We start from the raw sequence: 25496 nt of genomic DNA on the forward strand, positions 1-25496 counted from the left end.
CCCCCTCGGCGACCAGGAAATCGGTCAGCTTGGCCAGGCTCCACCGGGACAACGGCAGGCCGTGCTCGGCGGGTTTGGACTTGGCGGGATCTCGCGTATGCGAACTCGCTCAGCCATGCCCGCATTCTGAAGTGATCACGCCCGCCGACCCGGCAGGCCGACAGGCGTGTCTGAGGCGCCTCGACTCAGTCGATAACGGCAGTGGCCTCGACCTCGACCAGCAGATCGGGTTCTCCCAGCGCCGCAACGCCCAGCAGTGTGATCGGCTTGACCGGGTCGACCCCCAGCTTGGCCGCCGCCCGAGCGACCCCCTCGCCCAGCAGCGGCATCTTGTCGGGTGTCCAGTCGACGACGTAGATGGTCAGCTTGGCCACATCATCGAAGGATCCGCCGACCCCGGCCAGGGCGGTGCCGATATTGAGGTAAGCCTGCTCAACCTGAGCGGCCAGATCCCCCTCACCGACTCGTCGGCCCTGGGCATCGCGGGCCACCTGGCCCGCCAGGAACACCATCTTCGATCCGGTGGCGATCGACAGCTGACGGTAGACGTCGGGTTTCGGCAGCCCGTCGGGGTTGACCAGCGTCACGGTCATGTCCGCTCCTTGCGCATCGGCACAGCATGTTCGGCACTCACCGAGAACATAGCAAAGCTATGTATTGTGGTGCCATGGTGAGGACGAAGGACCCGGCGGTCCGCTCCCTGCTCATCGACCGAGCCGCGCAGATGCTCGCCGCTCGGCAGCCGGTCACGCTCCGCTCGCTGGTGGCCGGAACCGGCGTGTCGACCATGGCCGTCTACACCTACTTCGGCGGCATGGACGGCCTGTGGACAGCGATGCGGCAGGAAGGCTTCACCCGCCTGGCCGCCCGCCTCGCCGCGGTCACGCCATCGAAGGATCCGGTACGGGATCTGGCCGCTCTCGGCGCCGCATACCTGTCCAACGCCCTGGCCAGTCCCGATCTCTACCGGGTCATGTTCGACGCCGGGTTCGAACTCGAGAACGCCGCGGCCGCGGACGACACGCTGCACTATCTGGTCCGGGCCGTCGAACGGGCCACGGCCACCGGCCGCTTTCGCGACGACATCGACCCACTGGAGCTGGCCACGCAGAGCTGGACCATCGGACATGGACTGGCATCACTGGTCGCCACCGGCCCCCTGCCCCATCAGTCGCTAGCCCATGGCGTGCCGCTGCTGACCGCCCTGTTCACCAGCGCAGGCGACAACCCCGAACAATGCCGCCGGTCAGTCGAACGCGGCTGGTGCCCCTGACCTCTGATCGCCGCTTCGAGTTCTCCGACACGGCGTCAACGGACGTCTCGCCTCGATGACAACAACTCGGAAGCGCTCGCGAAGAACACCACGAGGCCCAATATGGGGGCGAACATTGCCTGATAGGTGAACTGACCGAAACTGCGGATTCGTCGCTACGTGAGCGTCCCCGTCGGATTCACCGGCGGCGACGGTCTTGCCGTCGGGGCTGAATGCCACCGACCGGATCTGGCTACCCTCGGCGAGGGTGGTGGCGCTGAGGGTGGCCACATCCCACAGTTGGACGGATGTGCCGCCGGAGACCAGGGTCTTGCCGTTCGGGCTGAAGACCATCTGACGCACGGTGGCGGGGCTGGGGTACTTGGCGATGGGGCGGCGGGTGGCGACCTCCCACAGCCAGATCTCCCGGCTTCTGCCGTCGGCGGCGGCCAGCGTCCTGCCGTCCGGGCTGAACACCACGCAGGCCTCAGGTGGGTGCTCTGCCGCTTTCTGGGTGCTCAGGGTCGCGACGGTGCGGCGGGTGGAGGTGCCCCAGAGCCGGATGTGGGGCGCCGCGCTGCCGTCGCCCCGGGGCAGGTCCGCCTGGCCGCCGCTGGCCAGGAGCCTTCCGTCCGGGCTGAACGCCACTGATCCGACCCGGCCGGTGTGGCCGGCCAGGGTGGCCTCGGCGGTGCCGCCGGACGTCCACCAGAGCCGGACGGTCTTGTCGTAGGAGGCGCTGGCCAGGCTCAGGCTGCCCGGGCTGAACGCCACCGACTGGACGTCGTCGGTGTGACCGGTAAGGATCTCGCGGAGTCGACCGGTCTCGGCCTCCCAGAGCCGGATGGTGTGGTCGGCGCTGGCGCTGGCCAGCGTCTGGCCGTCCGGGCTGAAGACCACCGCCCGGACGTCCTCGGTGTGGCCATTGAGGCGCCTGAAGGAGTCCTTGCCGGCGTTCGACCTGAGGAGCAGGACGGGTATCGCGACGGCCGTCCCGGCCGCCGCGAGTGCGCCGACCAGGAAGGCGCGCCGCCGAAGGACGGGCTTCGCGGGCGCTGGGACCGCTTCGGGGAACCGTTGGGTGACCGGTTCTGGGAACCGGTCCGGGACGGTCTGCAGCGGCTCTGGGGGAGCGACCATGGACGTGCCGGTGGCGAGGAGTTCGTCGGGGCCGGGCTCGTGCGCCGCGTCGAGGTCCAGCAGGATCAGCAGGACGGAGCGGGCGGTGGGGCGGGTGGACGGGTCCTTGGCCAGGTCAGACGGCGGCCAGTCCAGCGAGCGGCTCGGGCAGGACGGTGACGTCGGGGTCGGCGGTCAGGATCCGGTGCATGATCGCCGGGAGGGTGTCCGCGCCGAACGGGGCCTCGCCGGTCGCTCGAGGCTGTTCGTGCTTTGGCCGGCGTCATGGAAGACATGCGCGCGACGAAGAGCATCCTCGTAACCACCTCATGGGTAGAGGTAAAGACAGTCGTGACTTCGCTGCTCGTCATGGGCGTATCGATATCATCGAGTGCGAGCAGCTCAAGTACCTCTGCAAGGAACACCTCGACCTCGACGTGCTCATCAGCTTGCCGAAGTCGCCGCCTCAACGTTCGTGACCACGTGAGGGCATGGGAACCGTACTACTGATCCTTAATTCGTGATGTCACGTGGGTTGGTGTTGGTGGCGGTCAAGGCCAGACCGGTCCCGGCGAGGCAGCCGTCGATCAGGTGTGACCGGTACTGGATCTTCTTCAGGCCGCGCTTGACGACCCGGACAAGCTGGGGCAGGCAGGCCACAACGAGGTTGGCCAGCACGCCTCGCTTGAGCAGCGACCAGATGCCCTCGGCGGGGTTGAGATCAGGTGCGTAGGCGGGGAGTTGGAAGATCGTCAACCAGTCGGCGTGTTCGGCGGCGAATGCCTTCATTCCGGGCACCAGGTGCCGGCCCAGGTTGTCCCACACCAGGACGATCGGTGCGCCGAGCTGCTGATGTGCGGCGATGAGCAGGTCACGATAGTCGGTCCAGGCGAAGGTCTTGGACTCGTCCTTGCGGCCCCGGTAGAGGTGTCATCGGTAGATCAGCCGGGAGCGTTCGCCGGGATTGTAGCAGACCATCTCGGCGATGGAGACGTTTCCGGTGCCGCCGCCCCGCACGTGTACGACGGGAGTCTGCCCACGTCGGCCCCAGGTACGAGCGCGAGGCGGCCTCAGTCCCTGGCCTGCTTCGTCTTCGAAGCAGATCCAGGCGTCCTTGGCCGCCGTGGATCTTTCACCTGCGGCCAGACTTCCTTCTTCCACACCTCGATCGCGGCCTCGTCGCGCTCGATCGCCCGCCGTGCCGGCCGCTGGGCCGACCAGCCGATACGCCGCAGCAGCAGCCACACCCCCGGCACCGTGTAGCCGATGTGGAACATGCGACCGATCAACGTCTTGATCCGCATCAGCGTCCAGCGCTGGTCGGCGAAGCCATGCGCCAGCGGTCCGCGCTCCAGCTCGATCTCCAAGCGGGCGAACTGCTGAGCGCTGACCTTGGGCAGGGATGGAGGTCCTTTGGAGTGCAGCGCCTGGGCGCCACCCGCGCCAGGCACGCCGCCACCGTTCCACCGACCGCTCGGTGACCCGCAGCCGACGCGCGATCGCCGTGTTCTTCTCGCCTTGTGCGAACATCCCGGCCGCTTCCAGCCGTATCCGTTCCCGGCGCTGCTGTTCCTGGGGGCTGAACCCACCGCCTTGCGCGTATCGCACACGCTCGTCATACCGTACGGATCAACGCTCGTCAGCTACCCGACAAGACCCATTTAAGTTCGATATAGCTGTCGATCGTTTACGTTAATGTGGCCTGTTCCAAAGTTCCTGATACTGGCCAATTTCTTCTACTGTAAGTCCAGGGTCGCCATGTACAGCAGTCATGGTGGTATCCCAGTCTCTATGGCCGTCGTTTCGGGGCGTGAGTAGTACGCCGATCGATGTCAGCTCAGATAGGTTCTCATGTATCCCTCGCTCGTGGTGACGTAGAAGGAGCCATGATTGAAAAGCCAATTTAGTCGTCTCGGTGAGAGAAGAGCAAACCCCAAAGCCAAGCTGGTCGCGGTTTTGGCCCAGCAGGAAGGTTCGGAACTGCCAAAAAGTGGAGCCCGGTTCCGCTCGGCGCGCTCGCTGTAAACCTTCGAATAGAAGGCGTCCTAGCTCGGTACGGTGGCCGACGGGCAGACTGTCAAGCGAGGCAAGGAGCCTTTGGCGATCCTCCAGGTATTCAGGCTCGATGCATGAAGTTGCGATGTCTTCGAGCATGAGTCGCACCAGGCCGTGCGCTTCGTCGTCATCGCTACCTGCTGGCGCCGTTGGAAGCAGCGGAACGGACCAAGGCCTACCACGTCCTGCAATGGTGGGATCGATAGGGCCGGGACTTGCGGCGGCATCGGCGGCGGCTAGTTCGTAGTAACGCTGCGGCTCCTCACCCAGGTGTTGAGCGGGGGTCCCAGCGCGGTGCAGATAGCTGACCACGGCATGCGAGGAGCGGAGTTGGTCGAAAAGAAACTCCCAGTCTCGTCGCAGGAGGACTACTGCTGGGATACGGCTATCGAGGAGTGGGATCTCGCAATTCGATGGTGGGTCGGGATGTTCGATGATGACGACGCCGGCCCAACGAATCGTAGGGCCGCTGATACGGATACTCTGCCCTCGGCCGTTCGCCATTTCGGTCGTGTCGGTGGCCAGCCGACGCGCGGTGCCATTCACCTGCTTGACGGCAGCATGGATTTGCTTCGTAATCCATGACACTTCGCGAGCGGTGGTGCCTGGCTCCGTCTCTCGGGTTTTGATCTGCACGATGAGTCCGATATCGCCGACTACGAGCAACCCGTCGCTGATCTCCCGAATCCCTGTTCCCTTGCGTTCGACGCTCGGAAGCATGACGAAGTCCGGGAGGCCCCATGTGGCTGCGGCGTCTTGCACAGCAGCTTCTGCTGCCAGGCCGGGGCGATCGTGAGCTCGTAGCGGTGTTGCGTTGGGGACTACCCGCTCAAAGACGCCATCGGGCGTTGCGACAATCAGCGTTAGCTCATCGACTCCTGGCGCTACTCCAAGCCCCAGCTCCGAAGCGGCAACGCCTGCGAGGTCAGCCTCGGCCCAGCGATGAATAGAACGAGTGGCATCCCTCCACGTCGTTCCATAAGCGTTGTTAGCGAGCAGCACGCGCCTGGAGCCAGGCACTTGAGCGGAGAGCCAGCTGAATGAAGCAGCGATTCGGATCACAACGCCGATTACTGCGTTAAGGCGCCGATCGAAGGTGTCGTCCACTCCTCCAGGGCTGAATCCGTCAGCGAAGCTGAGATCCACGTATGTCCCAGCTTGTGCTGAAACCGGAAGACCGACGGTGTAGTTGAGTAGCCGGAACTCCGCCAACACCCGCTCATCGATAAGTTCGCCGGGTGCGGAGACGACAAGGTGTTCCAACTCCAGGGGTTCCTCTATGAGGACTTGCGGCTCTACTGGAGTCGCCCATGCACCGACCTGCGCGTCCGCCTCTAGAGCATGAGTCCAGGCCAGCAGGTCACGAAGCCCGCTGCGAAGGTCATCGACATGTTGGTCCTCTGAAGATCCCTGGAAGGGTTGGCAATCGCGGATCATGGCGAAGTGAGGCTGTAGAACGCCATCTAGGCATGACTCCTCTAGGAGCGCTTGGAAGTTGTCCAGCGAGTCCGCCAGCGGGAAAAAGCGGGGACGATCAGGATGTCTTGGTCGTTTGCGCACGCTGTACGTCTCGACCGTCTCGGCGACGAGAGAGTCGAGGCTTGCCCAGAGCTCGTTGATGCATGTTCTGAACAGCTCGGTCAGATCTCGCTGTGTCGCCGGATTCCAGTCGACCCGAGCGAGGATGCTTCCGGAACCGTCTGCGTAGGTGACGACGGCGTTGTCGACGGATCCGGCTTCGAGTAGCTCTTGCCACAGCGAAGCAGTCCTCGACTCACGTTTCCGCTGGTCAAGGGCCCATCTTATGAGGTCGAACCTGGGCCCCGGCATGATTCGAACATACGACACCTGCTTGAGGGGAGCGGCTGCTACTAGATGCGAGCAGAAGGCTTGACCTGCAGGAATGCGGAGTGAGGGCGAAGACCACTCCTTGGTCGTCTCGAATATGGCTCGCGAACTACGGCTCCTGTGGCCGTCTCCGCGGCCCATTCCCCCGCCGTGATCGGGAACGGCGCCCTGCGGGCCGTACGGCGTGCCGTGGAGCCTGAGGAGATCTTCCAGCGCGAGGTCCTGCACCGCCACACCGCCCCCGCCCCGACCGCGTGGGCCAGCGAGCCGGAAGACGCCCACCCGCTGGCCGGGGAGAGCCACGGCGACGCGGACGCCGAGCGCGCCTGGCTGATCCAGATGATGGCCGCCCGCGCCCATCAGGAGAGCCGCTGAAGCCGAGGACCACGCCCGCCGCCCAGGCCCCCTTTCCCCTGGCCGCCGGGCTCGCCCAGGCGCTGACCGACATCCCCGCCGTCGTCGACGTCGACCAGACCGGACGTCGAGCCGCCGACCGGGTGGGAGCGAGGTTGCCGTAGGAGAGGATGTCACGGATCCCGAGCCGGAACAGAAACCGGCCACCACCGGCAACCCCCCAGCAGCTACGGGACACCGAACGCGCAGGTTGTCTCACACGGCCAGCAGGCTGCCGCCCACCACGCCCACGACCCGACACGCCGAAGAATCCCAAAGATCCTCATATGCGGAAAACGGGTCTAGCAGGTTCGGCGCGATCGTTGAATGTATAAGGACCGGTAACCAGCAGGTAAATCGGCGTGGTTCCGGGGTGCCGTCAGGGATGACAGTGCGGAGGAAGGGGGTGGCCTCTCCGATGGTCGGGGAGGTGGTATCGACTCCCTGAGAAGGAGAGGTCAGATTGAACGCCTCGACCAAGCTCGGGCGGACTGCGACCGCGTCGGTTATTCTCGCGCTGGTCGCCGGCTTCGTGACGGTGACGGCCGGTCCGTCGTCGGCCGAAGTTCCCGGACGGGTGATCGTCAGCGAAAGCAGCGACAGCAACTCCAACGACAAGGGTGCCGAAGTCACCTGTCCGGACGGCAAACGTGTGATCGGCACCGGGGCCGAGATCACCGGCTGGCTGGGGGGATCCGTCATTATCGACGAGGTGATCCCGACCACCTACTCGGTCAGCGCGTATGGCGTGGAGACTCCGGATGGCACGACCGCTTCATGGACGATCACCGTGTGGGCCGTGTGCGGCTTCCCGCGCGGGACCACCTACATCCGTTCCGTGGCCACCACGTCGCACCCCAATCCCAAGACCTTGCCCCTCGAATGCCTAGAAGACGACTGGCTGCTCGGCTCGGGTTACCAGTTGGAGGGCGCGCGAGGCAACGTGAGCGTCACCGGACTCGTCCCGACGTTGAACAGCGTCTTTGTGGAGACGAAGGAGAACCACCGAGGTTACGCCGGCAACTACTATCTCCGGGCATTCGTGATCTGCGCCGACAACGCACCGACGGGCCTGCAGGTCGTGTACGAGGAAAGTGACGAGGACTCAGAGGACAAGGGCTCCATCGCGCCGTGTCCCAGCGGGAAGGAGACGCTGAGCGCCGGATTCTCCATCCCCGGCGCCGCCGGTGAGACCGTCCTCACCTACTTCATTCCGACCAATGGTACGGCCTTGGGCTACGCGAACGAACTGAGCGTCACCGGCCGAGACTGGAGCGTCAAAACGTACGCGACCTGCGCATTTGAATAGTCCATATGGATGGCCATCGTGGAATCACGATGGCCATCCATCGATGTGGGTCGGACGATCGGCGGCCACGCCCGCAAGCCGGCGTACGAGTGCGAGCTGCAGCCCGGCCACCCGGGGGCCCACGTCGCGCACGTGCAGATCCTGCCCGTGCCGGATCGGTTCGTCTGGATCCGCTGGGACGGCCGCGTCCGCGAGCTGGTCGTGCTGCCGCCCTGCCCGGCCGAAAGCCCCGACCCTGACCCGCCGTTCGGCCCGGACGACCTGGCCTGTTCGGGCAAGACTACGCTCGCCTACTCCGCGGGCGAGCGGCTCCGGCAAGTCGCCGTGCACGACTTCGACGAACTCGGCGTACCGGAAGGCGCCGATCGTCAGCGGCGCAATCGCATGACCGAGATGTGGGTGCGTCGCGCGCTGGAGTACCAGGACCGTGGCGTCGATCTCCTGCTGACCGGGCAGTCCCCACTTGGAGAGGTCCTGGCCAGCCCCTCCGCGCCGCTACTGGATGGAATCGCGGTGTGTCTCTCGACGTGTCCGACGAGGTCCGGCGCGGCAGGCTCACCAATCGCGACCCGGCGGCATCCCCGCCCAGAAGATCGTCGCCGTACGGCACGACAAGGTCAGTCTGACCGGGTTCGCCGGAGCGATTGGCGGGGGCGGGCCCCTGCTCTCCCTGGCATCGGTGGCCATCATCCGAGGACGGCGCATCCCCAACGTGAACATCGAGACCGCCGCGCGGGGTCAGGGGGGCAGCCCGCCTTCGCCGTAATCCAGCCCACAGTGGTGACTCCCGCTGCAGGAGACTGCGTGCTCACGGCGGCTATGCGACCGGTCCCGGGCTGTGACTCAAGAGCTCAAGGTCGCTGACGAAGCAGACTGCCTCACCCCAACAGGACGTCCAATCCACGTGTCTCCCATGCCGCAGTCAAAGAGGATGACGTTCAGTGGAATATCGTGGGCTCACGTGGACCCCATCGAAACGCCTCCGCTCGTGCTGGTCCCCTTGCGCGTGGAGCACGCTGAGGAGATGGCAGCCGTACTCTCCGACCCCGAGCTGCACGAGTTCATCGGCGGTGCTCCTCTCACAGCGCAGGAGTTGCGTGCTCGCTACGAGCGCTTGGTCGCCGGGCCGTCCGGCTGGCGCAACTGGGTGATCTGGCTGCGCGCGGAAGAGCGTCTGGTCGGCTACGTGCAGGCCACCATCGAGGGCCGGACCGCCGAGATCGCGTGGGTGATCGGGCTTCCATGGCAGGGCCGGGGCCTGGGCGCCATGTCTGTCAAAGCCCTGGTCGGGTGGCTCGGCGGCCAGGATGTCGACACCGTCACCGCACACATCCACCCAGACCATGCGGCCTCGGCCGCCGTTGCCCGGTCGGCCGGCTTGAAGCCCACCGACCAGTGGCAGGACGGCGAGGTCCGCTGGCAGCGAACCCTCTGACGCTCACGGCCGGTTCATCGGATGTCATCCCAGGCCATCGAACTCATTCTCCAGCCGCCGGGCGTCCGAACGAACTGGACCGTCTTGCGGCCGGAGCCCTCGAACCACTCTCCGTTGAGGAAACCGGACTTGCGGTATTCGCTGAACCGGTGCGCGATCGACCCGAAGATCTCGGTCCGCTCGGCGACTTCCCATTCGGAGAACTCGGTCAGCGTCCCATCGGTCAGGATTTTCTCCCGAGGCGCGATGAACGCGTCGAGGTCGTAGATCACGGGCTCGGCCCCGACGTTCTTGATGATCGTTCCCTGGGGAATGAACACCTCACGGATCACCTCGAGGTTCGGCCGACGCCCGCCGGAGTTGGTGAACGCGCCGAGGAAGGCGCGCGTCAGCTGGTCGAGTTCGGCCTTGACGTCGGCACCCCTTCTGTCCGGAGAACCAGGCCATTCGGTGGCGAGTACGGACCAGACCTGCTTGTCGTGCCGGAGCCCGTCTGCGCCCGGTATGGATTGCCGCAACGTGCCGTCCAGGCTCATGCCCAGTCTCTTGGCCACGTTGATGCTGCGCACGTTGCCGGACAGGGTGCGCCACTCGGCGCGGCTCAACCCACGCACCCGGAAAGCCCAGTCGATCATCATGCGGACCACCTGGATGACAAGCCCATGTCCCTCCGCGGCGGGCTCGAGCCAGCAGCCGATCTCGCATTCCCCGAGGGCGGGATCGAAGCTGACGAACATGGTGCCGCCGACGAGGGCGCCGTCGAGCCAGATGCCGTACAGGCGCTGCCGGTCGGCGGCCTGGCCGTCGGCGTACCGCTGCAGCACCGCCCGCGCGCCGTCGAGATCGGACGCGACGAAGCTCGCGCTCACCCAGGGTGCGATGTGCGTGCGTGCGCGGTCCAGGTGGGCCAGGAACTCTTCGGCGTGATACGGCTCGAGCGCACGCAGCTCGGCGTTGTCGCGCAGCGGGGTGGCGAACATAGAACCTCATTTACATAACGAATGTTTTGGGAAACTATCCTGTCGGCATGCCACGACACAAGGGAGATCACGACGCCCGCCGCCGCGATGTGTCAGGGGCCGTGTGGCGTGTGCTGGCCACATACGGGTTCGGCGGCCTGACACTGCGTGCGGTCGCCGCCGAGATGGGAGCGACGACGGGCCTGCTCACGCACTACTTTCCGAACAAGAAGGATCTGGTCGCGCATGCGTTGACGCTGCTGGACGAGCGCCATGCGGTACGGCCGAGGCGTACCGCCCCCGAGGGGCTCGCGGCCCTGCGCGCGATGCTGATGGACATCCTTCCGCTGACGCCGCAGGCCGCCGCGGACAATCGGATCTGGGTCAGCTCCTGGGACGCCGCGATGGCTGACCCTGACCTCGCGGCCGGGCACGCGGCCCGCTACGCGCGATCACGCGAACGGATCCGCCACCATGTGGAGGCGGCGCAACGCCTGGGAGAGCTGCCAATGTCGGATCCGGACGATATCGCGGCGGCGGTCCAGTCCTTCGCGCTCGGCCTCATCGTGCAGGCGCTGTTCAACGCCGAGGAATTCCCGCCCCAGCGGCAGATCCGCATCCTCGACGGCTACCTGGCCACCCTCGCCGGGGATCTGTAGGCGGCGTGGGCCGCCCCGCCCAAAGCGCCTGTGTCGCGTGTCACTCCGCCCTCATGTCACAGACAGGCGGGCAACTTGCGTCTGGGGGTCGTCAGCAGGAGGAGAAGGGCGGAACGATGAGCACACAGCGCAGAGCCGGCATGGAGACCGCACACCGCGTTCTGATTCTGGGCGCAGGCTACGCAGGTACGGCCGCGGCGATCCAGCTCGCGGCCAGGGTCAAAGGGCGCGAAAACGTGCAGGTGGTCCTGGTGAATCCGCAAGAGCGGTTCACCGAGCGGCTGCGGTTGCACATGACCGCGACCGGGCAGCAGCTCGCCGAGATGAACCTCCCTGAGCTGCTGGAGGGTACAGGTGCGCAGTTCGTGCGCGGCTGGGTGACGGCGGTGGACGCTGACACGAAGACCGTGCGGGTCGACGACGATCAGGTCCTGCACTACGACACGCTGGTGTACGGGTTGGGCAGCGTGGCTGACACGGCGGCGGTGCCGGGTGTCGAAGAGTACGCATACACCCTGAACAACGCCCAGGACGCCGAGTTGCTCGCCGACCGGCTGGCGCGGCTCGGCAGCGGCACGGTGGTGGTCGGTGGCAGCGGGTTGACCGGCATCGAGTCGGCCGCGGAGATCGCCGAGCGGCACCCAGAGCTGACCGTCATGCTGCTGGGCCGGCAGGAACCCGGCGCGACCATGAATCCGAAGGCCAAGGCGTATCTGCAGTCCGCGCTCGAGCGCCTGGGCGTCCGGGTGCGCAGCGGGATCGAGGTGGTGAACGTGCTGCCCGAGTCGGTCGAGCTGGCGGGCGGGGAGAGCATCGCCGCCGATGTGGTCTTGTGGACGAGCGGTACGCGGGTGTCGCCGCTGGCGGCCGCCGCCGGTCTGACCGTCGACGAGCGCGGCCGCATCGTCACCGACGCCGCGCTGCGGTCGGTGTCGCACCCGGAGGTGTACGCCGTGGGCGACGCGGCCGCGGTCCGCCAGGGATACGGCGTCATGCACGGCACCTGCCAGGGCGGCATGCCGACCGGCGTGCACGCCGCGGTGTCGATCGTCCGCGAGCTGAAGGGCGAGAAGCCCAAGCCGTTCCGCTTCGGCTACTACCACACGCCGGTGAGACTGGGACGGCATGATGCGGTCGTTCAGTTCACCCACCCCGACGACAGCCCCCGGCGGATGTATCTGACCGGTCGCAAGGCGGCCTGGTACAAGGAGACGGTGACCGCCTCACCCTGGCAGACTTACGTCCGTATGAAGAAGATGCCCTCCTCCGGCGCGTTCTGGCCCCGCGGCGGCCGTTTCACCCGTATCCGGGAGGCGTGGTGACACATCCGTACCCGGAATTCGATCAGCAGATGTTCAACGAACATCGCAACCTGCTGTTCTCGGTGGCGTACCGCATCCTCGGCACCGCGGCCGATGCCGAGGATGCGGTCCAGGACGCCTGGATCAAATGGTCGGCCGCCGATCGCTCGCAGGTGGCCGACCCCAAGTTCTATCTGACGCGGATCGTGTCGAATCTGGCGATGGAACGGCTGCGCTCCACCCGGCACAAGCGTGAAACCTACGTGGGGCCATGGCTTCCGGAGCCCATCCTCACCAGCGCCGACACCGCCGACGCCATCACGAACGCCGAGTCGGTATCGATGGCGATGCTGGTGGTGCTGGAATCACTGAGCCCGCTCGAGCGCGCGGTGTTCGTGCTGAAGGAGGTCTTCGACTTCAGCCATGCCGAAATCGCGCAGGCGGTAGAGCGTTCCGAGGCGGCGGTGCGCCAGGCTGCGCACCGTGCTCGCGAGCACGTGCAGGCCCGGCGGCCGCGCTTCACCGCGGACCGGTCGCGGCAGCGCGAGGTCACCGAGCGGTTCTTCGCCGCCGCGACCGGTGGCGACATCAACACCCTCATGGAGCTGCTGTCCCCGAACGTCACACTGTGGACCGACGGCGGCGGCAAGGTCCGTCAGGCGATGCGTCCGGTCGTGGGCGCACCAACGGTGGCCGCCTGGTTCGCGGCCATCGGCACAGTCACCTACCAGGGCGTGGAACCCGCTGACATGAACGCCGAACTGGTCGAGATCAACGGCGGTCCTGGCATGGTTTTCAGCGGTTCGGGCCGCGTCATCGCGACGATTTCCTTCGCCTTCGACGGCGACGGCCGCATCACCGCCATCCACAACGTCGCCAACCCCGACAAGCTCCAGTCCATCGCCGATGGCACCACTCACACCATCGGCACGCACTGAGACCGTGATCAGCGACGGACAACAGGAGAAGATGACATTGATCCTCGTGACCGGCGCGACCGGAACATCGGAAGCGCACTCCTGAGGCAGCTGCACGCGCAGGGCGCCGCGTCCTTGCGAGGACTGACTGCCCTGCCCCTCGGTCAGCCACCGACACCCAGCTCGCCGTCTGGCGCGGACCAGCAGGCCACTCTGATCATGGACGACGGTCTCGACGTGGGCAGCGGCCAGGTGGGGAAGCAGGACATGGAGAAGGTCGAGGTGGCTCTCGCCACCCGCCGGCAAGTGCAGCGCTGTCCGCTCCTCGTTGAGCTGGCTGGCCTCCAGTTCTGTGTCCTCCAGCCAGCGCCCGACCTGGCCCAGGTCCGAGAACATGTTCCGGACTGTCGCCGAGGTGTAGCCCTGCCGCACCAGCCACGCTCGATAGCCCTCGACCTGCGGACCCAGCAGGCAGGGCCTCCTCCTCGTGCCGGCCATCGCACTCGCCTCCTTCGCGAGAGCCCAATTGCTCCCACGAACGAGACTCCGCTCAACAGGCGACTATGCCGAGCCGCGGCCCGCGGAAGCCCTGCTCATAACCCTTCGATGATCTTAAGAAATTCGGGTGCGCCATGAGTGTGGCCGGGTGTTGCATGAATCAGGTGATCGACGAACCGCTGGAACGACTCCGCGCCGCCGCCCGACGCACCCGTGAACTGGCCCTCAACCGGGCGGGCACCGGCCTGGGCCACCAGGACGCCAACGACGACGTCGGCACGATCGGCACGGACGATGCCCTCGGGTTCGACCCATTCCCTCTGCTCGAAGCCCTCCATCACAACGGCGTCCGGGTCGTAGTGATCGGGCAAGTCGCCGGCATCATGCATGGATCCACCGAACTGACCGGCGATCTGGACCTGCTCTGGGATGGCGCCCCGGCTCACGCCCCAGCCCTGGCGGCCGCCTTCACCTCCGTCAACGCCCAACTTGTTGACGAGAAGGGCAACCCCGTAGCAACGCAACCGGATTCCTTTCTCCGCCCCAAAGTGCAGTTCACCTCACCCGGAGCCAGTGGCGACTGCTGCACCCCGGCGCTCCCCTGGGGCAACCTTCGAGTCCGAGAGTTCCTCGACCGCGCGATCACCGCAGTCGGCCCGCGCGGCCTGGAAGTTCACTACGTCTCCCGAGAAGACCTGATCCGGATGCGTCGCGCCATAGGCCGCCCCAAGGACCTCCGGCGAGCAGACGAACTGGACTCGTTCGCCTCGGACCGCCGAGGTTTACGGCCCACCTCCAACTCTGCCGAAGATCGTTAGAGGGCTGAGCGCGAGGAGAAGAACAGCCTGGCCATCGCCTCCAACGAGTCCTTCGGCTGGACCAAGACCTTCGCCGACCCCCGGCTCTGTACGGCCATCGCCGACCGGCTCACCTTCGGCGGCGCGATCATCGAAGCCGGCACCGATTCCTACCGGCTGGCGCGGACCCGCGCGAAGGCCGAGCAGGCCAGCGCCGGGTAACGGGAGTTCTCGCTCAGACCGTTTCGCTGGGGGCTCTGTGTCCTGTGACATCGGACCCTGAGCTCGTGCCACCGAGGTTTGAGCGAGTCAGGGGCTGGTTGTGGTGGACATAGAGCCTGATAGTGCGGCCTACGACCCAAGCCGCCTGCGCCGCGGCCGATGGCCCATACGCGAATTTGTCCCACTATCGTCGTACTAGATCGACGACAACAACGCCAAGGATACGACCGTGGAGGACGGCCGATGGCGCGCCGTACAGACAAGGAAACAGAAAAGGAAACCGTATGACCACCACCGCGCTCATCGTCGGCGACCTGCAGGCGGGCATCGTGGACAACTACCCCTTCGCCGCCAACGTGCTTCCCGTCATGGAAAAAGTTCTGCCTGCGGCCAGAGACTCCGGAATCCCGGTGATCTTCATCCGTTTCGGGCTCCGGGCCTCAGGCCTTGATGTGGCAGCGGGAAACCAGTTGATCAGAGGCCTGCACGGGGCGGGGACGTTGTTCCATGAAGATTCCCCCGAGACGCTCGTACACTCGCGCATCGAGCCGTTGCCGGGCGAGGATGTCGTCCTCAAGCGCCGCGCCAGCGCGTTCGCGGGGACCGACCTCGATCGGCTCCTGCGTGCCCAGCGCATCGACTCGATCGTGCTGACCGGTGTCGCGACCGGGGCGATGGTCGCCGCTACGCTCTACGACGCCGCCGACCGCGATTACCACGTGACTGTGCTCAGCGACGCCTGCGCCGACGGGGAACCGGACGTGCACGACTTCCTGATCAACCGCGTCTTCCCGGCCAGGGGTGCTGACGTCCTCACGAGCGACGAGTGGACCGCCCGCCTGTGACCAGCCGTCAGCATTGAAGATCTGGGCAATGCCCGCGATGAGACGACGCCCTCGGCTGCTCAGCCTTCGATGACAAGGGTTCTAGATGATTCTGTAGGTGAGCGCGGGGGCCAGTTCTCAGCGAGTTTGAGCGCCACTTGGTGATCAAGGGCCGAGAATGTCGATGAGTTTTGACGCCAGCTGAACGCCGCCGGGGTGTCTCCCATCTTGAACGATCACGTGCCGGGCGTGATCGCGGGTTCGGTCGTCGGTGCTCTCCTCGGAGGCCTGCTGCTCGGCGTGATCCCGGACCTTGTCCTCATCCCTGGGCTCACTGCGCCGGCGCGGCGCTGCGATGCTCCTGGGGACTGATGCCGTACACCCGCTTGAACGCCGAGCTGAGGGCGAACCCGCTGCCGTAGCCGACCTGCCGGGCGACGGTGTTCAGCGTGGCGTCGGATTGGCGCAGCAGGTCGGCGGCCAGGGCCAGGCGCCACTCGGTCAGGTAGGTCATCGGCGGCGTGCCGACGGCGTTGCGGAAGCACTCGGCCAGCGTCGCCCGTGACACGCCGACCTCGGCGGCGACCCGCGCCAGCGTCCAGTCGTTCGCCGGGTCCTCGTGGAACAGGCGCAGCGCCTCGCCGGCCACCGGGTGGGTGTAGGCCCGGTACCAGGCCGGGGCCTCGGTCTCGGGCCGGTCGAACCACACTCGCAGCACCGAGATGAGCAGCAGGTCGAGCAGGCGGTCGAGCATGACGCCCTGGGCCGGCCCCTGTTTGGTGACCTCGCCGGCCAGCACCGGGATGAGCGTCGAGTCCCACGTGTCTTCGGACACGACCAGCAGCGGCGGCAGCACGTCGAGCAGGCGCTGGCCGACGGCGCCGACCTCCTCGTACACGCCGAGCAACAGCTGCACCGACCCGTCGGGGTTGCTGCCCCACGTGCGCACCCCCAGCGCCATCCGCTCGCGCAGGTCGACGCCCTCGAGCGTGACGCACTGCTGGCCGGGGTGCACGATGACCTGCGGCGGGGTCGCCGTGTCGTCGCTCATCACGTAGGGGTCCGGCCCACGGACGATGGCGACGTCGCCCGGGCGCAGCCGCACCGGCTCGCCGTGGTCGGGCTCGAAGCACGCTTCGCCGCTGAGCATGACGGCGAGGCACAGCGGCGACCCGTCCTGGACCCGGATCGACCATGGGGGGTCCAGCACGATGCGGAGGAGGAAGGCGCCGCTGGCCCGCGGCCCCTCGAGCAACCCTGCGAGTGCGTCCACCCGCTCAGAGTAGACGATCGGATATGCATTCCGGCATCTCGGCCATGGACCATCCAGATGATGTCGTTCAGGCTGTGGCCATGACAACAAACGAGAACACGACGTTGGTCCTTGGCGGTACCGGCCGGGTCGGCCGCCGGGTGACCCAGAGGCTGATGGAGCGAGGCGTGAACGTGCGGGTCGGCTCCCGCACCGGCGAGCCCCCGTTCGACTGGGAGGACCCCTCAACCTGGGCCGGCGCCGTCGCCGGCGTCAAGTCGGCCTACCTGATGTACTACCCCGAGGTCGAGTGGCCCGGCGCCGGCGACGCCATCGCCGCCGTGGCCCGGCTGGCGGTCGACGCCGGCGTCGAGCGCCTGGTCCTCCTGTCCGCCCGCAACCAGGACGAGGCCGTCCGGTGCGAGGACGCCGTGACGAGCCTCCCGGTCGAATGGACCATCGTCGCCCCGGCCTCGTTCAACCAGAACTTCGACGAGGGCGTGTTCCTCGAGCCGCTGCGCCAGGGCGTGCTGGCCCTGCCCGCCGGCGACAACGCAGACCCGTTCATCGACGCCGACGACATCGCCGACGTCGCGGTGGCGGCCCTCACCGAGGACGGCCACGTGGGCGAGCGCTACGAGCTGACGGGCCCCCGCCTGTGGACCTTCGCCGAAGGCGTCGGCGAGATCGCCCGGGCGACGGGCCGCGAGCTCCGCTACGTGCCGATCACCCGGGACCAGTTCGCCGACGCGATCGTCAACGACGGCGCCCCGCGCGAGTTTGCCGAGCCGCTGGCCACGCTCATCTCCGAGTTCTTCGACGGCCGGAACAGCTCGCTGGCCGACGGCGTCGAGCGTGCCCTGAACCGCAAGCCCCGCGACTTCGCGGACTGGGTGGCCGAGATCGCCCCCACCGGCGTGTGGGACGCCGCCTAGATGAGTATCCCCAAGGGGCGCCTGGCCTGAGCATGAGGCGAGGGAGCCCATGGTCTTGTGTGACGCACAACCTGAACTCCTTCGCCCATGCCGACACCCTTCTGAAAAACCACCCCGACCTGCCGGGCCGCCCAGCGTGCGGGCCTTGCAGCGGAACGGGCGTGAAAAGGCCACGTGCGAATCGAGAAAGATAGCCGACCTGGGAATGCTGCACGTAGCTGCACGGGGCATCCCGACCCGACCTGGAACACTGGCCAGGTGATCTACAGTTTCCCCCTCGGCAGTCTCAGCTGTGTGGTGATCAGCGATGGTCAACCGAAACCGCCCTGGGAGCCGCCCTTGGCTGAGTTCTTCACGCCCGAATCCGGCGTGCCGAGTGAGGAGCTGTGTGCCGTGACACACGGTAGGTCGTCACTCGCGCTCGGCTACAACTGCTTGTGCGTGCGAACCCCCGACGGCCTGGTCCTGCTCGACACGGGCCTGGGCAAGCGTTTCTTCGGTTACGGACCGCAGATCGAGCCCTTGGTCGGTGTGCTGACCGATGGTCTGGCCACGGCCGGGTACGGCGCGGCCGACGTGGCCGCCGTCGTGTTCACCCACCTCCACCAGGACCATTCCCGAGGCGCTACATGGCGGGGCGAGTCCGTCTTTCCCACGGCGTCCGCGTACGCCCACGCCGCCGAGGTGGCGTACTGGTCGAGCGCCGCCGCGACGGGCCCGCACCTGGAATCGGCCCGTCAGGCGATCAGGCTTTTCGGCGAGCGGCTGCACAGATTTCGGCATGACGAGGAAATCCTGCCGAACGTCCGTACGGTTGAGTCCGCGGGCCACACCCCTGGCCATACCGCGATCTTGCTGGAGTCCCGGGGAGAGCGGCTCTTGTGCACCGGAGATTCCTTCTACGACCCGCTGCAGTTGACCCACCCCGACTGGTGCACGCCATGGGACCTCGACGCCACTCGATCGGCGCGCAGCCGCCGTCGGCTCCTGGCCTGGGCAGCCGACGAGAACCTCCTCGTCCACGCCTATCACCTGCCGTTTCCCGGCCTGGGCACGGTCAAGCGTGCCGGCGCGGCGTTCACCTGGAGTCCGCTCGCACCCGAAGCACCCGAAGCACCCGAAGCACCCGAAGCACCCGAAGCAACCGCAAGCACCCGAAGCAACCGCAAGCTAGCAGCCGCTGGGAGAAGGCGGGCGAGCCGGTGTCCTGGAGGAGACGGCTGTCGCAATGGCGACATGTCAGACAAACGGCAGGTCTGACGGCTGGCGGCCATGACCCGCCATCGCCCACTCTCGTGATCACGAGTTGTTGATACGAGAGGTTTGCCCCCCATGCACTGGTCCGCACATGTGGCGGCGGTGGGAGTGTCCGCCGCCGCCCTGTTGATCTCCCCGTCGCCCCCGGCGGCTCAGCGACCCGCCGCCTCCGGCGTCCACCGCGTCACCCTGATCACCGGCGACGTGGTGACCGTCAGGGAGGCGGAGCAGGGCAGGCGCGCGGTGGAGGTGAAGCCGGGGCCCGGCCGTGAGCGGATGGGCTTCCACACCACCGAGGAGGACGGCGAGCTGCGCATCCTGCCCGCCGACATGGTGCCCTACCTGGCGGCCAAGCGGCTGGACCCGAGCCTGTTCTCCGTCACCGACCTGATCGAGCAGGGCTACGACGACGCGTCGACGGACAAGCTGCCGCTGCTGTTCGTCTACGACGCCGCCATGGCCGCCAGGACCGCGACCCCGCTGGAGAGCGTCAACGGGAAGGCCGTCTCGGCCGACAAGCGCACGATCGGTCAGCTGTGGAAGTCTCTGGACGAGGAGCGGGCGAGCCTGTCCCAGGGCGTGGCGAAGATCTGGCTCGACGCCAAGGTCAAGGTCTCGCTCGATCACAGCGTGCCGCAGGTGGGCGGGCCAGAGGCGTGGCAGGCCGGGTTCGACGGCAAGGGCGTCAAGGTCGCCGTCCTCGACACCGGAGTCGACGCCACCCACCAGGATCTCGCCGGCCGGGTGACGCGGACCAAGGTGTTCACCGGCGACGAGAACGTGAACGACGCCCACGGGCACGGCACCCACGTGGCCGCCACCATCGCGGGCGGGGTCGGCAAGAAGGGCGTCGCCCCGGGCGCGGAGCTGATCATCGGCAAGGTGCTGGGCGACGACGGTTCCGGCACGCTGTCCGGCGTCATCGAGGGCATGGAGTGGGCCGCCGCCGAGGGCGCCTCGGTGATCAACATGAGCCTCGGCGGTGACGTCACCGACGGCACCGACCCGCTCAGCGTCGCCGTCGACAATCTCACCGAGCGGACCGGCGCGCTCTTCGTGGTCGCGGCGGGCAACAACGGCGCGGCCTACTCCGTGGGCAGCCCGGGAGCGGCCACCTCCGCGCTGACCGTCGGCGCCGTCGACCGTAACGACGCCATCGCGGACTTCTCCAGCAGGGGCCCGCGCCTGGACGACGCGCCCAAGCCCGACATCACGGCGCCGGGCGTGGGCATCGTCGCGGCCAGGGCGGCTGGCACCGGCATGGGCGAGCCCGTCGACGAGCGCTACACGGCCTCCTCGGGCACCTCCATGGCCACCCCGCACGTGGCGGGGGCCGCCGCGATCCTCAAGCAGCGCCATCCGGAGTGGAAGGCGGGGCAGATCAAGGACGCCCTGGTGGGCTCGGCCAGGACGGTGGCCGGACAGCAGGTCGACGACGCGGGCGCGGGCAGGCTCGACGTGGCGCGCGCCCTGCGGCAGGGCGTGACGGCCACGGGCGTCGTCAACCTCGGCAAGCACCAGAAGGGCGAGGGGACGGGCACGGCCGAGGGCACGATCACCTACACCAACGGCACGGCGGCCCCGGTCACGCTGGAGCTGTCCAGCACTTTCGAGGGCGCCGTGCTCAGCGCGCCGAGCGTCACCGTCGCCGCCGGCGGCACCGCCGACGTCCAGGTCCGCGTGGATCTTTCCAAACTGTCCTTCGGCAGGTACGGCGGGCACGTCACGGCGAGCGCCGGAGCCGAGAGCGTGCACACCACGCTGGCGCTCACCTGGAAGGGACCCCAGCACACCGTCCGCTTCAGCGCGGTGGACGCGGCGGGCAAGCCCACCGGCACCGACACCCTGTCGATGTACGGCGCGACGCGGCAGGACGACCTCTTCACCTGGGTGCCCGAGCAGGGCCTGACCGTGGAGGTCTCCGAGGGCACCTACATGACGCAGGCGATCAACCTGGCCAGCGGCTGGGGCCGCATGCACCCGCGCGACGGGCTCGTCGTCATCCCTGAGCTCAAGGTCGACCGCGACCTGGAGGTGGTCCTCGACTACCGCAGGACCAGCCCCGTCACCGTCAAGGTGAGCGAGCCGGTGGAGCAGGTGGGCATCTTCACCTACTTCACCCACCGCGCCTTCGGCTCGCGCAAGATCTCCCAGGGCGTCATGAACTTCGACGTCGTCGAGGGGCTCAACGTCTCGCCGACCCAGCCGGTCAGCGAGGGCACCTTCGAGTTCGCCTCCCGCTGGCAGCTGGTCGCGCCGAAGATCACCGCGCGGGTGGCGGGTACGGCGCAGCCGTACCCGATGGGCTTCCTGGGCGGCTCGCCCGGCCTGGAGGGCCGCCACCTGTGGCGGCTCGCCGAGGGAGCGGACAGCGCGCGGGGCAAGGTCTCCGTGATATCCGAGATCGACTGGGAGGCTCCCGCCGAGGCCGCGGTGAAGGCGGGCGCGGTCGCCGCGATCCTCGTGCTGTCGCCTGACGACGCGCTCGGGCGTGGATGGAACCCGAACAACGTGTCGCTGCCCATCCCCGTCATGCTGATCGCCCACGACCACGGGCAGCGGCTGCTCGAACGGGTCAGGAAGGGCCACGCCCTGCTGGACATCAGGGGGACGATGGCCTCGCCGTACCTCTATGACGTCATGCAGGTCTCCGGCGGGCACGTGCCGGACACCATCGTGCACGAGGTGAGCAACCGCAACACCGCCCGCATTGACACGAAATATCAGGACGCGGGCGGGTTCGGGTGGGCCAAGGAGCAGCGGTTCGGCTGGCGGCCCTGGCAGGCCTACTCCCTCGGCAACCAGATGGAGACGCAGCGGATCGTGAAGACGCCGTCGCGGCGGGCCGAGTACGTCAGCGCGGACGGCTCCTTCTGGCAGCACCTGGTCAACCACCAGTTCACCTGGGACGACATGAACCGGCTGCGGGACGGGTTGACCGAGCAGCCGCGCACCTACCAGCCCGGTCAGCAGGTCAGCGAGAGCTGGCACGCGCCCGTCGTCCGGCCCGCCATCCCCGACTGGCTGGCGCCCTCCACCCGCACGGGCGACACCCTGGAGATCCGCGTCCCCGAGTTCGTCGACGCCTCAGGACACGTCTCCCGCGCGGGGGTCGACAACGACAGCACCTCGGCCAGGTTCCTGAGGGACGGCAAGCTCGTGGAGGAACGCGACGCCGCCTGGGGCGCCTTCCCCGCCGTGCCGCAGGAGGCCGAGTACCGCCTCGAACTGTCCACCAAGCGGACCTCCGAGGAATGGACGCGGGCGATCGCGACCGAGACGGCCTGGACGTTCAAGTCGAAGCAGGGCCAGCAGGTGCTGCCGCTGCTGCAGATCGACTACGACGTACGGCCCGGCCGGCTCGGCCTCGCCGTACGGCACCAGAAGGGCGTGAGCGGGCTGACCGCCAAGGACCTGCGGCTGGAGCTGTCCTACGACGACGGCGCGACCTGGCGCAGGCAGCCGGTGCTCCCGCACGGCGACGGTCGCTACAGCGCGCTCGTCCTTCGCCCGCATCCGTCGCTGCGCGTCACCGCCACCGACTCCGGCGGCAACCAGGTCAGTCAGACGGTGATCAGGGCGTACTGAACCGTCACAGCCAGTTCTCGCGGGCGGCGTGCCAGGCCAGCTGCATTCTGGTCTGGGCGCCCGCCTGCTCCATCAGGTGGGTGATCCGGCGCTGGACGGTCCGCTGCGACACCTTCAGCTGCGTGGCGATCGACTTGTCGGGCACGCCCGCCACCAGCAGCGACAGCAGGTAGAGGTGGTCGGAGTCGAGCGGGCTGCCCGGCGTGGTGAGACTGAGGGGGGTGGCCCGCTCCCACAGGCTCTCGAACAGCGCCTTGAGCGCGTCGAGCAGGCTGCTCGGCCTGATCAGCGCCGCGGTGAGCTGGGTCAGCCCGCCGGTGTGCTGGATCAGCGGCAGCACGCCCAGCTCGCCGTCCGCGATGATCATCCGCACCGGCAGGGTGGGCATAGCGCGCGCCTGCTCACCCAGCTCGATCCCGTGGGCGAGATTGACCAGCATGCCCGGCTCCTCCAGCAGCGCCCCTTCGTACAGCACGCGGTAGCCCACACCGCGCCGCAGCGCGGCCAGCTCCTCGGTGTTCTCCTGCGAGGTCATCGCCACGTGCCCGGCCCGGCAGAGGCTGACGACCTCGTGGCGGGCGTTGTCCTGCAGCAGGCGCAACTGCTCGCGCAGCGCCGTCCTGCTGGTGATCACCTCGATCAGCTGGGCGGCCTCGCGGCGCCGCGCATGGGCCAGATACTCCCCGGTGAGCTGCTCCACGGCCTGCCTGGCCCGGTCCACCTCCTCCTGCCGCCGGTGCAGCCGGGCCGCGAGCGCCACGTCGGGCGCGACGGCGATGAACCTGTCGGGCTCTCCCGGTACGGCCCGCGCCAGGCCCTTGGCGAGCAGCGAGCCGAGCGCCCGCCGCGCCGCCTCGCTCTCGACGCCGAGCTCGTCGGCCAGCTCGGCGGGCTCGACCCCGGCGGTCCTGACCAGGAGCCGGTAGGCGGCCTCCTCCTCGGCGCTCAGCCCCGCGGCGCTCAGCACGTCACTCGGGCCCCGGGCCCGTTTTTGGGGCATTCGCCCGGCATGTGTGGTTCACCGGGCCATTGTAGGGAGACCGGCGCCCAGCCCCGCTGACCCCGTGGAACTGCGGCGATGCGCCCTGCGCCGAGCCGCGCGGCGCGTACCTCCCGCCGTGCGGGGAAGGGGCTTGGTGGGAAGAAGGTGATCGCACATGGAGGACGCCGAACGCGGTTTCACATTGCAGGTCAGCATTTCCGATCACGTTGGCTACACGACGGTCAGCGCCCGGGGCGCGCTGGACCGCGTCAGCGGGCCCGTCCTGCTGACGCACGTCGACGCGGCCTGGGAATGGACCGAGGGCCCGCACCTGATCTTGGATGTCGGCGGGATCTGGTTCTGCGACTTCGAGGGGGTGAGCACGCTGGTCAGCATCGCCCGACGGCTTCATGACTCGCGCACCGGCCGGGTCATCCTGGTCGGTGCGGACGGCCGGCTCGAGCGGATGTTGCGCAGGACCGGGCTGCTTCACTACTTCGAGCGGCGTGACAGCGCCGAGCAGGCCGGTGCCGACCTGCTCCACGGACGGCAGGCCTACGACCGGTTGGCCGCGCCGGCCCCGCCCGGGCGGGGTGGCTTCTGACGCGGGCGCGGCCCGGCCAGCACCCTCAAACGGTCAGCCCTGGCCGGGCCTTCTTGCGCCGCTCGACATGCCGGACGCGGACGCACCTTCCGATGCGCGGATGTCGAGCACATGAAAGCGTAGAGCAATCGCGCAATCACTGACTGTGATTTCACGCCTCGGCTCACGCCCCCTCTCGCAGGGAGGGCCGCCTGGGGTGCAGGGCCGCCGCCGACGCTCCTGGCCTCGGGGACTGGAGATCGTCCGCGTGATTGGTACCGTGCGCGTGTGAGGACGATCGACTGGGTCGGAGGGGCCATCGAGCTCGTCGACCAGACGCTGCTGCCGGACAAGGTGGTCAAGCTACGCATCACCACCGTGGACGAGCTCATCGACGCCATCCAGCGCCTGGCCGTCAGGGGCGCCCCCGCCCTCGGCGTGGCAGGGGCGTTCGGGGTGGTGCTGGCCGACGGCGACAGGAAGGCCATCGCCCGCCTGCGGGCCGCCAGGCCGACGGCCGTCAACCTGGCGTGGGGTGTCGACCAGGCCGCCGCGCACCTGGAGGAGGGGCGCAAGGCCGTCCTCACCAGGGCCAAGCGGATCAGGGACGACGACATCGCCGCCTGCGTGGCCATGGGCGAGCGCGGCGCCGACCTGCTCGAAGGCGACAGGCTGCGGATCATGACCATCTGCAACACCGGCGGGCTGGCCACCGTTGAGCGCGGCACCGCGCTGGGCGTCATTCAGACGCTGCACGAGCGGGGCCGGCTGGCCGAGGTGCTCGCCCTGGAGACCAGGCCACTGCTGCAGGGCGCGCGGCTGACGGCGTGGGAGCTGGAGCGGATGGGCGCGCCGTACCGGCTGGTCACCGACTCCGCCGGGCCGTACCTGCTGGCCAGGGGAGGGGTGGACGCCGTGCTGATCGGCGCCGACAGGATCGCCGCCAACGGCGACACCGCCAACAAGATCGGCTCCTACTCCCTCGCGCTGGGCGCCGAGCGCGCGGGCGTGCCGTTCATCGTGGTCGCCCCCGAGACGACCATCGACGCGGCCACCCCCTCGGGCGAGCACATCGAGATCGAGGACAGGGGCGACGACGAGGTGGTCAACGTCAGGGGTGTGCGCATCGCGCCCAAGGGGACCCGCGCGCTGAACCCCGCCTTCGACGTGACGCCCCACGACCTGATCTCCGCCATCGTTACGGACCGGCGGGTGTTCAGACCCTAGCCAGACCAACAATCGACAATCCTGGGATCTGTCCGTACACCTCGCGTTACGCTCAGTTGTCACCATACTCACCTGGGAGATCGT

At 67.9% G+C, this 25496-nt stretch carries 22 protein-coding genes and 1 pseudogene; 15 read left to right on the forward strand and 8 right to left on the reverse strand.

All coding sequences use genetic code 11. The features are described 5' to 3' along the window. Window positions 1-185 precede the first annotated feature (185 nt). Entirely contained in the window at window positions 186-593 is a 408-nt protein-coding gene (locus ACFXJ8_RS23445; RefSeq protein WP_379646060.1) for a RidA family protein, read from the reverse strand. A gap of 74 nt (window positions 594-667) precedes the next feature. On the opposite strand from ACFXJ8_RS23445, the gene ACFXJ8_RS23450 reads away from it, so the two are divergent. Continuing rightward, a complete protein-coding gene (locus tag ACFXJ8_RS23450; protein WP_379646061.1) occupies window positions 668-1273 on the forward strand; it encodes a TetR/AcrR family transcriptional regulator in 606 nt (201 codons plus the stop codon). On the opposite strand, the gene ACFXJ8_RS23455 is transcribed toward ACFXJ8_RS23450, so the two are convergent. The 4 genes from ACFXJ8_RS23455 to ACFXJ8_RS23470 form a co-directional block, all read right to left on the reverse strand. Continuing rightward, window positions 1247-2392 carry a WD40 repeat domain-containing protein gene (locus ACFXJ8_RS23455; protein WP_379646062.1) on the reverse strand — a complete coding sequence of 382 codons (1146 nt, stop codon included), beginning with the start codon at window positions 2390-2392 and terminating at the stop codon, window positions 1247-1249. The genes ACFXJ8_RS23450 and ACFXJ8_RS23455 overlap by 27 nt on opposite strands. Before the next feature lie 492 nt (window positions 2393-2884). Continuing rightward, window positions 2885-3241 carry a transposase gene (locus ACFXJ8_RS23460; protein WP_379646101.1) on the reverse strand — a complete coding sequence of 119 codons (357 nt, stop codon included), beginning with the start codon at window positions 3239-3241 and terminating at the stop codon, window positions 2885-2887. A 200-nt stretch (window positions 3242-3441) separates the two neighbouring features. Continuing rightward, window positions 3442-3738: a winged helix-turn-helix domain-containing protein gene (locus tag ACFXJ8_RS23465; protein ID WP_379646063.1), complete on the reverse strand. Its 297-nt coding sequence runs from the start codon at window positions 3736-3738 to the stop codon at window positions 3442-3444. A 325-nt stretch (window positions 3739-4063) separates the two neighbouring features. Next, on the reverse strand, window positions 4064-6256 hold the full coding sequence (locus ACFXJ8_RS23470) for a hypothetical protein (protein WP_379646064.1): 2193 nt from the start codon (window positions 6254-6256) through the stop codon (window positions 4064-4066). A 168-nt stretch (window positions 6257-6424) separates the two neighbouring features. Here ACFXJ8_RS23470 and ACFXJ8_RS23475 point away from each other — a divergent pair, with 168 nt between their 5' ends. From ACFXJ8_RS23475 to ACFXJ8_RS23485, 3 genes are all read left to right on the forward strand, one after another. Further along, the gene (locus ACFXJ8_RS23475) at window positions 6425-6649 is read left to right on the forward strand and encodes a hypothetical protein (protein WP_379646065.1); all 225 of its coding nucleotides are present in this window, start codon (window positions 6425-6427) and stop codon (window positions 6647-6649) included. A 481-nt stretch (window positions 6650-7130) separates the two neighbouring features. Then, window positions 7131-7976 (forward strand): hypothetical protein, encoded by an 846-nt coding sequence (locus ACFXJ8_RS23480; RefSeq protein WP_379646066.1) that lies wholly within the window; start codon window positions 7131-7133, stop codon window positions 7974-7976. 961 nt (window positions 7977-8937) lie between these two features. Beyond that, window positions 8938-9411, forward strand: coding sequence for a GNAT family N-acetyltransferase (locus ACFXJ8_RS23485; RefSeq protein ID WP_379646067.1), 474 nt, complete (start codon window positions 8938-8940; stop codon window positions 9409-9411). Window positions 9412-9425: 14 nt separating this feature from the next. Here ACFXJ8_RS23485 and ACFXJ8_RS23490 read toward each other — a convergent pair whose 3' ends face one another. After that, a complete protein-coding gene (locus ACFXJ8_RS23490) occupies window positions 9426-10391 on the reverse strand; it encodes a GNAT family N-acetyltransferase (protein WP_379646068.1) in 966 nt (321 codons plus the stop codon). A gap of 110 nt (window positions 10392-10501) precedes the next feature. Between ACFXJ8_RS23490 and ACFXJ8_RS23495 the strand changes: the two genes are divergently transcribed. From ACFXJ8_RS23495 to ACFXJ8_RS23520, 6 genes and pseudogenes are all read left to right on the forward strand, one after another. Next, window positions 10502-11029 carry a TetR/AcrR family transcriptional regulator gene (locus tag ACFXJ8_RS23495; protein ID WP_379646069.1) on the forward strand — a complete coding sequence of 176 codons (528 nt, stop codon included), beginning with the start codon at window positions 10502-10504 and terminating at the stop codon, window positions 11027-11029. Between the two features lie 116 nt (window positions 11030-11145). Then, entirely contained in the window at window positions 11146-12351 is a 1206-nt protein-coding gene (locus tag ACFXJ8_RS23500) for an NAD(P)/FAD-dependent oxidoreductase (protein WP_379646070.1), read from the forward strand. Continuing rightward, on the forward strand, window positions 12348-13268 hold the full coding sequence (locus ACFXJ8_RS23505) for an RNA polymerase sigma-70 factor (protein ID WP_379646071.1): 921 nt from the start codon (window positions 12348-12350) through the stop codon (window positions 13266-13268). Before ACFXJ8_RS23500 ends, ACFXJ8_RS23505 begins: the two co-directional genes overlap by 4 nt. 632 nt (window positions 13269-13900) lie before the next feature. Next, window positions 13901-14563 (forward strand): hypothetical protein, encoded by a 663-nt coding sequence (locus ACFXJ8_RS23510; protein ID WP_379646072.1) that lies wholly within the window; start codon window positions 13901-13903, stop codon window positions 14561-14563. A 15-nt stretch (window positions 14564-14578) separates the two neighbouring features. Then, window positions 14579-14764 (forward strand): annotated as a pseudogene (locus ACFXJ8_RS23515) (ATP-binding protein); the annotation flags it as partial. Window positions 14765-15048: 284 nt separating this feature from the next. Then, complete coding sequence (locus ACFXJ8_RS23520; RefSeq protein WP_379646073.1) at window positions 15049-15609, forward strand: cysteine hydrolase; 561 nt, start codon at window positions 15049-15051, stop codon at window positions 15607-15609. 310 nt (window positions 15610-15919) lie between these two features. Here ACFXJ8_RS23520 and ACFXJ8_RS23525 read toward each other — a convergent pair whose 3' ends face one another. Further along, window positions 15920-16861, reverse strand: coding sequence for an AraC family transcriptional regulator (locus ACFXJ8_RS23525; RefSeq protein ID WP_379646074.1), 942 nt, complete (start codon window positions 16859-16861; stop codon window positions 15920-15922). 167 nt (window positions 16862-17028) lie between these two features. On the opposite strand from ACFXJ8_RS23525, the gene ACFXJ8_RS23530 reads away from it, so the two are divergent. The 3 genes from ACFXJ8_RS23530 to ACFXJ8_RS23540 all read left to right on the forward strand — a co-directional run bounded on the left by ACFXJ8_RS23530 (window position 17029) and on the right by ACFXJ8_RS23540 (window position 22620). Then, a complete protein-coding gene (locus ACFXJ8_RS23530; protein WP_379646075.1) occupies window positions 17029-17775 on the forward strand; it encodes an NmrA family transcriptional regulator in 747 nt (248 codons plus the stop codon). 258 nt (window positions 17776-18033) lie between these two features. Further along, window positions 18034-19035, forward strand: coding sequence for an MBL fold metallo-hydrolase (locus ACFXJ8_RS23535; protein ID WP_379646076.1), 1002 nt, complete (start codon window positions 18034-18036; stop codon window positions 19033-19035). A gap of 72 nt (window positions 19036-19107) precedes the next feature. Then, window positions 19108-22620, forward strand: a complete 3513-nt coding sequence (locus tag ACFXJ8_RS23540) for a S8 family serine peptidase (protein ID WP_379646077.1) — start codon at window positions 19108-19110, stop codon at window positions 22618-22620. A gap of 4 nt (window positions 22621-22624) precedes the next feature. Here the strand turns inward: ACFXJ8_RS23540 and ACFXJ8_RS23545 are convergent, their stop codons facing one another. Then, complete coding sequence (locus ACFXJ8_RS23545) at window positions 22625-23620, reverse strand: helix-turn-helix domain-containing protein (RefSeq protein ID WP_379646078.1); 996 nt, start codon at window positions 23618-23620, stop codon at window positions 22625-22627. 157 nt (window positions 23621-23777) lie between these two features. On the opposite strand from ACFXJ8_RS23545, the gene ACFXJ8_RS23550 reads away from it, so the two are divergent. Together ACFXJ8_RS23550 and mtnA are read left to right on the forward strand one after the other, a co-directional pair. Beyond that, window positions 23778-24206: an STAS domain-containing protein gene (locus tag ACFXJ8_RS23550; RefSeq protein ID WP_379646079.1), complete on the forward strand. Its 429-nt coding sequence runs from the start codon at window positions 23778-23780 to the stop codon at window positions 24204-24206. Between the two features lie 267 nt (window positions 24207-24473). Then, window positions 24474-25412: an S-methyl-5-thioribose-1-phosphate isomerase gene (gene mtnA / locus ACFXJ8_RS23555; protein WP_379646080.1), complete on the forward strand. Its 939-nt coding sequence runs from the start codon at window positions 24474-24476 to the stop codon at window positions 25410-25412. Window positions 25413-25496 lie beyond the last annotated feature (84 nt).

It is taken from the genome of Nonomuraea sp. NPDC059194, from assembly GCF_042754765.1.
Lineage (GTDB): Bacteria > Actinomycetota > Actinomycetes > Streptosporangiales > Streptosporangiaceae > Nonomuraea.

What these genes read in the sequence shown, in the direction of transcription:
- ACFXJ8_RS23540 (WP_379646077.1), top strand. Translation starts at nt 19,108, where the DNA reads ATGCACTGGTCCGCACATGTGGCGGCGGTGGGAGTGTCCGCCGCCGCC.
- ACFXJ8_RS23490 (WP_379646068.1), bottom strand. Translation starts at nt 10,391, where the DNA reads ATGTTCGCCACCCCGCTGCGCGACAACGCCGAGCTGCGTGCGCTCGAG.
- ACFXJ8_RS23470 (WP_379646064.1), bottom strand. Translation starts at nt 6,256, where the DNA reads ATGCCGGGGCCCAGGTTCGACCTCATAAGATGGGCCCTTGACCAGCGG.
- ACFXJ8_RS23445 (WP_379646060.1), bottom strand. Translation starts at nt 593, where the DNA reads ATGACCGTGACGCTGGTCAACCCCGACGGGCTGCCGAAACCCGACGTC.
- ACFXJ8_RS23510 (WP_379646072.1), top strand. Translation starts at nt 13,901, where the DNA reads ATGAATCAGGTGATCGACGAACCGCTGGAACGACTCCGCGCCGCCGCC.
- ACFXJ8_RS23550 (WP_379646079.1), top strand. Translation starts at nt 23,778, where the DNA reads ATGGAGGACGCCGAACGCGGTTTCACATTGCAGGTCAGCATTTCCGAT.
- ACFXJ8_RS23500 (WP_379646070.1), top strand. Translation starts at nt 11,146, where the DNA reads ATGAGCACACAGCGCAGAGCCGGCATGGAGACCGCACACCGCGTTCTG.
- ACFXJ8_RS23450 (WP_379646061.1), top strand. Translation starts at nt 668, where the DNA reads ATGGTGAGGACGAAGGACCCGGCGGTCCGCTCCCTGCTCATCGACCGA.
- ACFXJ8_RS23520 (WP_379646073.1), top strand. Translation starts at nt 15,049, where the DNA reads ATGACCACCACCGCGCTCATCGTCGGCGACCTGCAGGCGGGCATCGTG.
- ACFXJ8_RS23455 (WP_379646062.1), bottom strand. Translation starts at nt 2,392, where the DNA reads ATGGTCGCTCCCCCAGAGCCGCTGCAGACCGTCCCGGACCGGTTCCCA.
- ACFXJ8_RS23545 (WP_379646078.1), bottom strand. Translation starts at nt 23,620, where the DNA reads ATGCCCCAAAAACGGGCCCGGGGCCCGAGTGACGTGCTGAGCGCCGCG.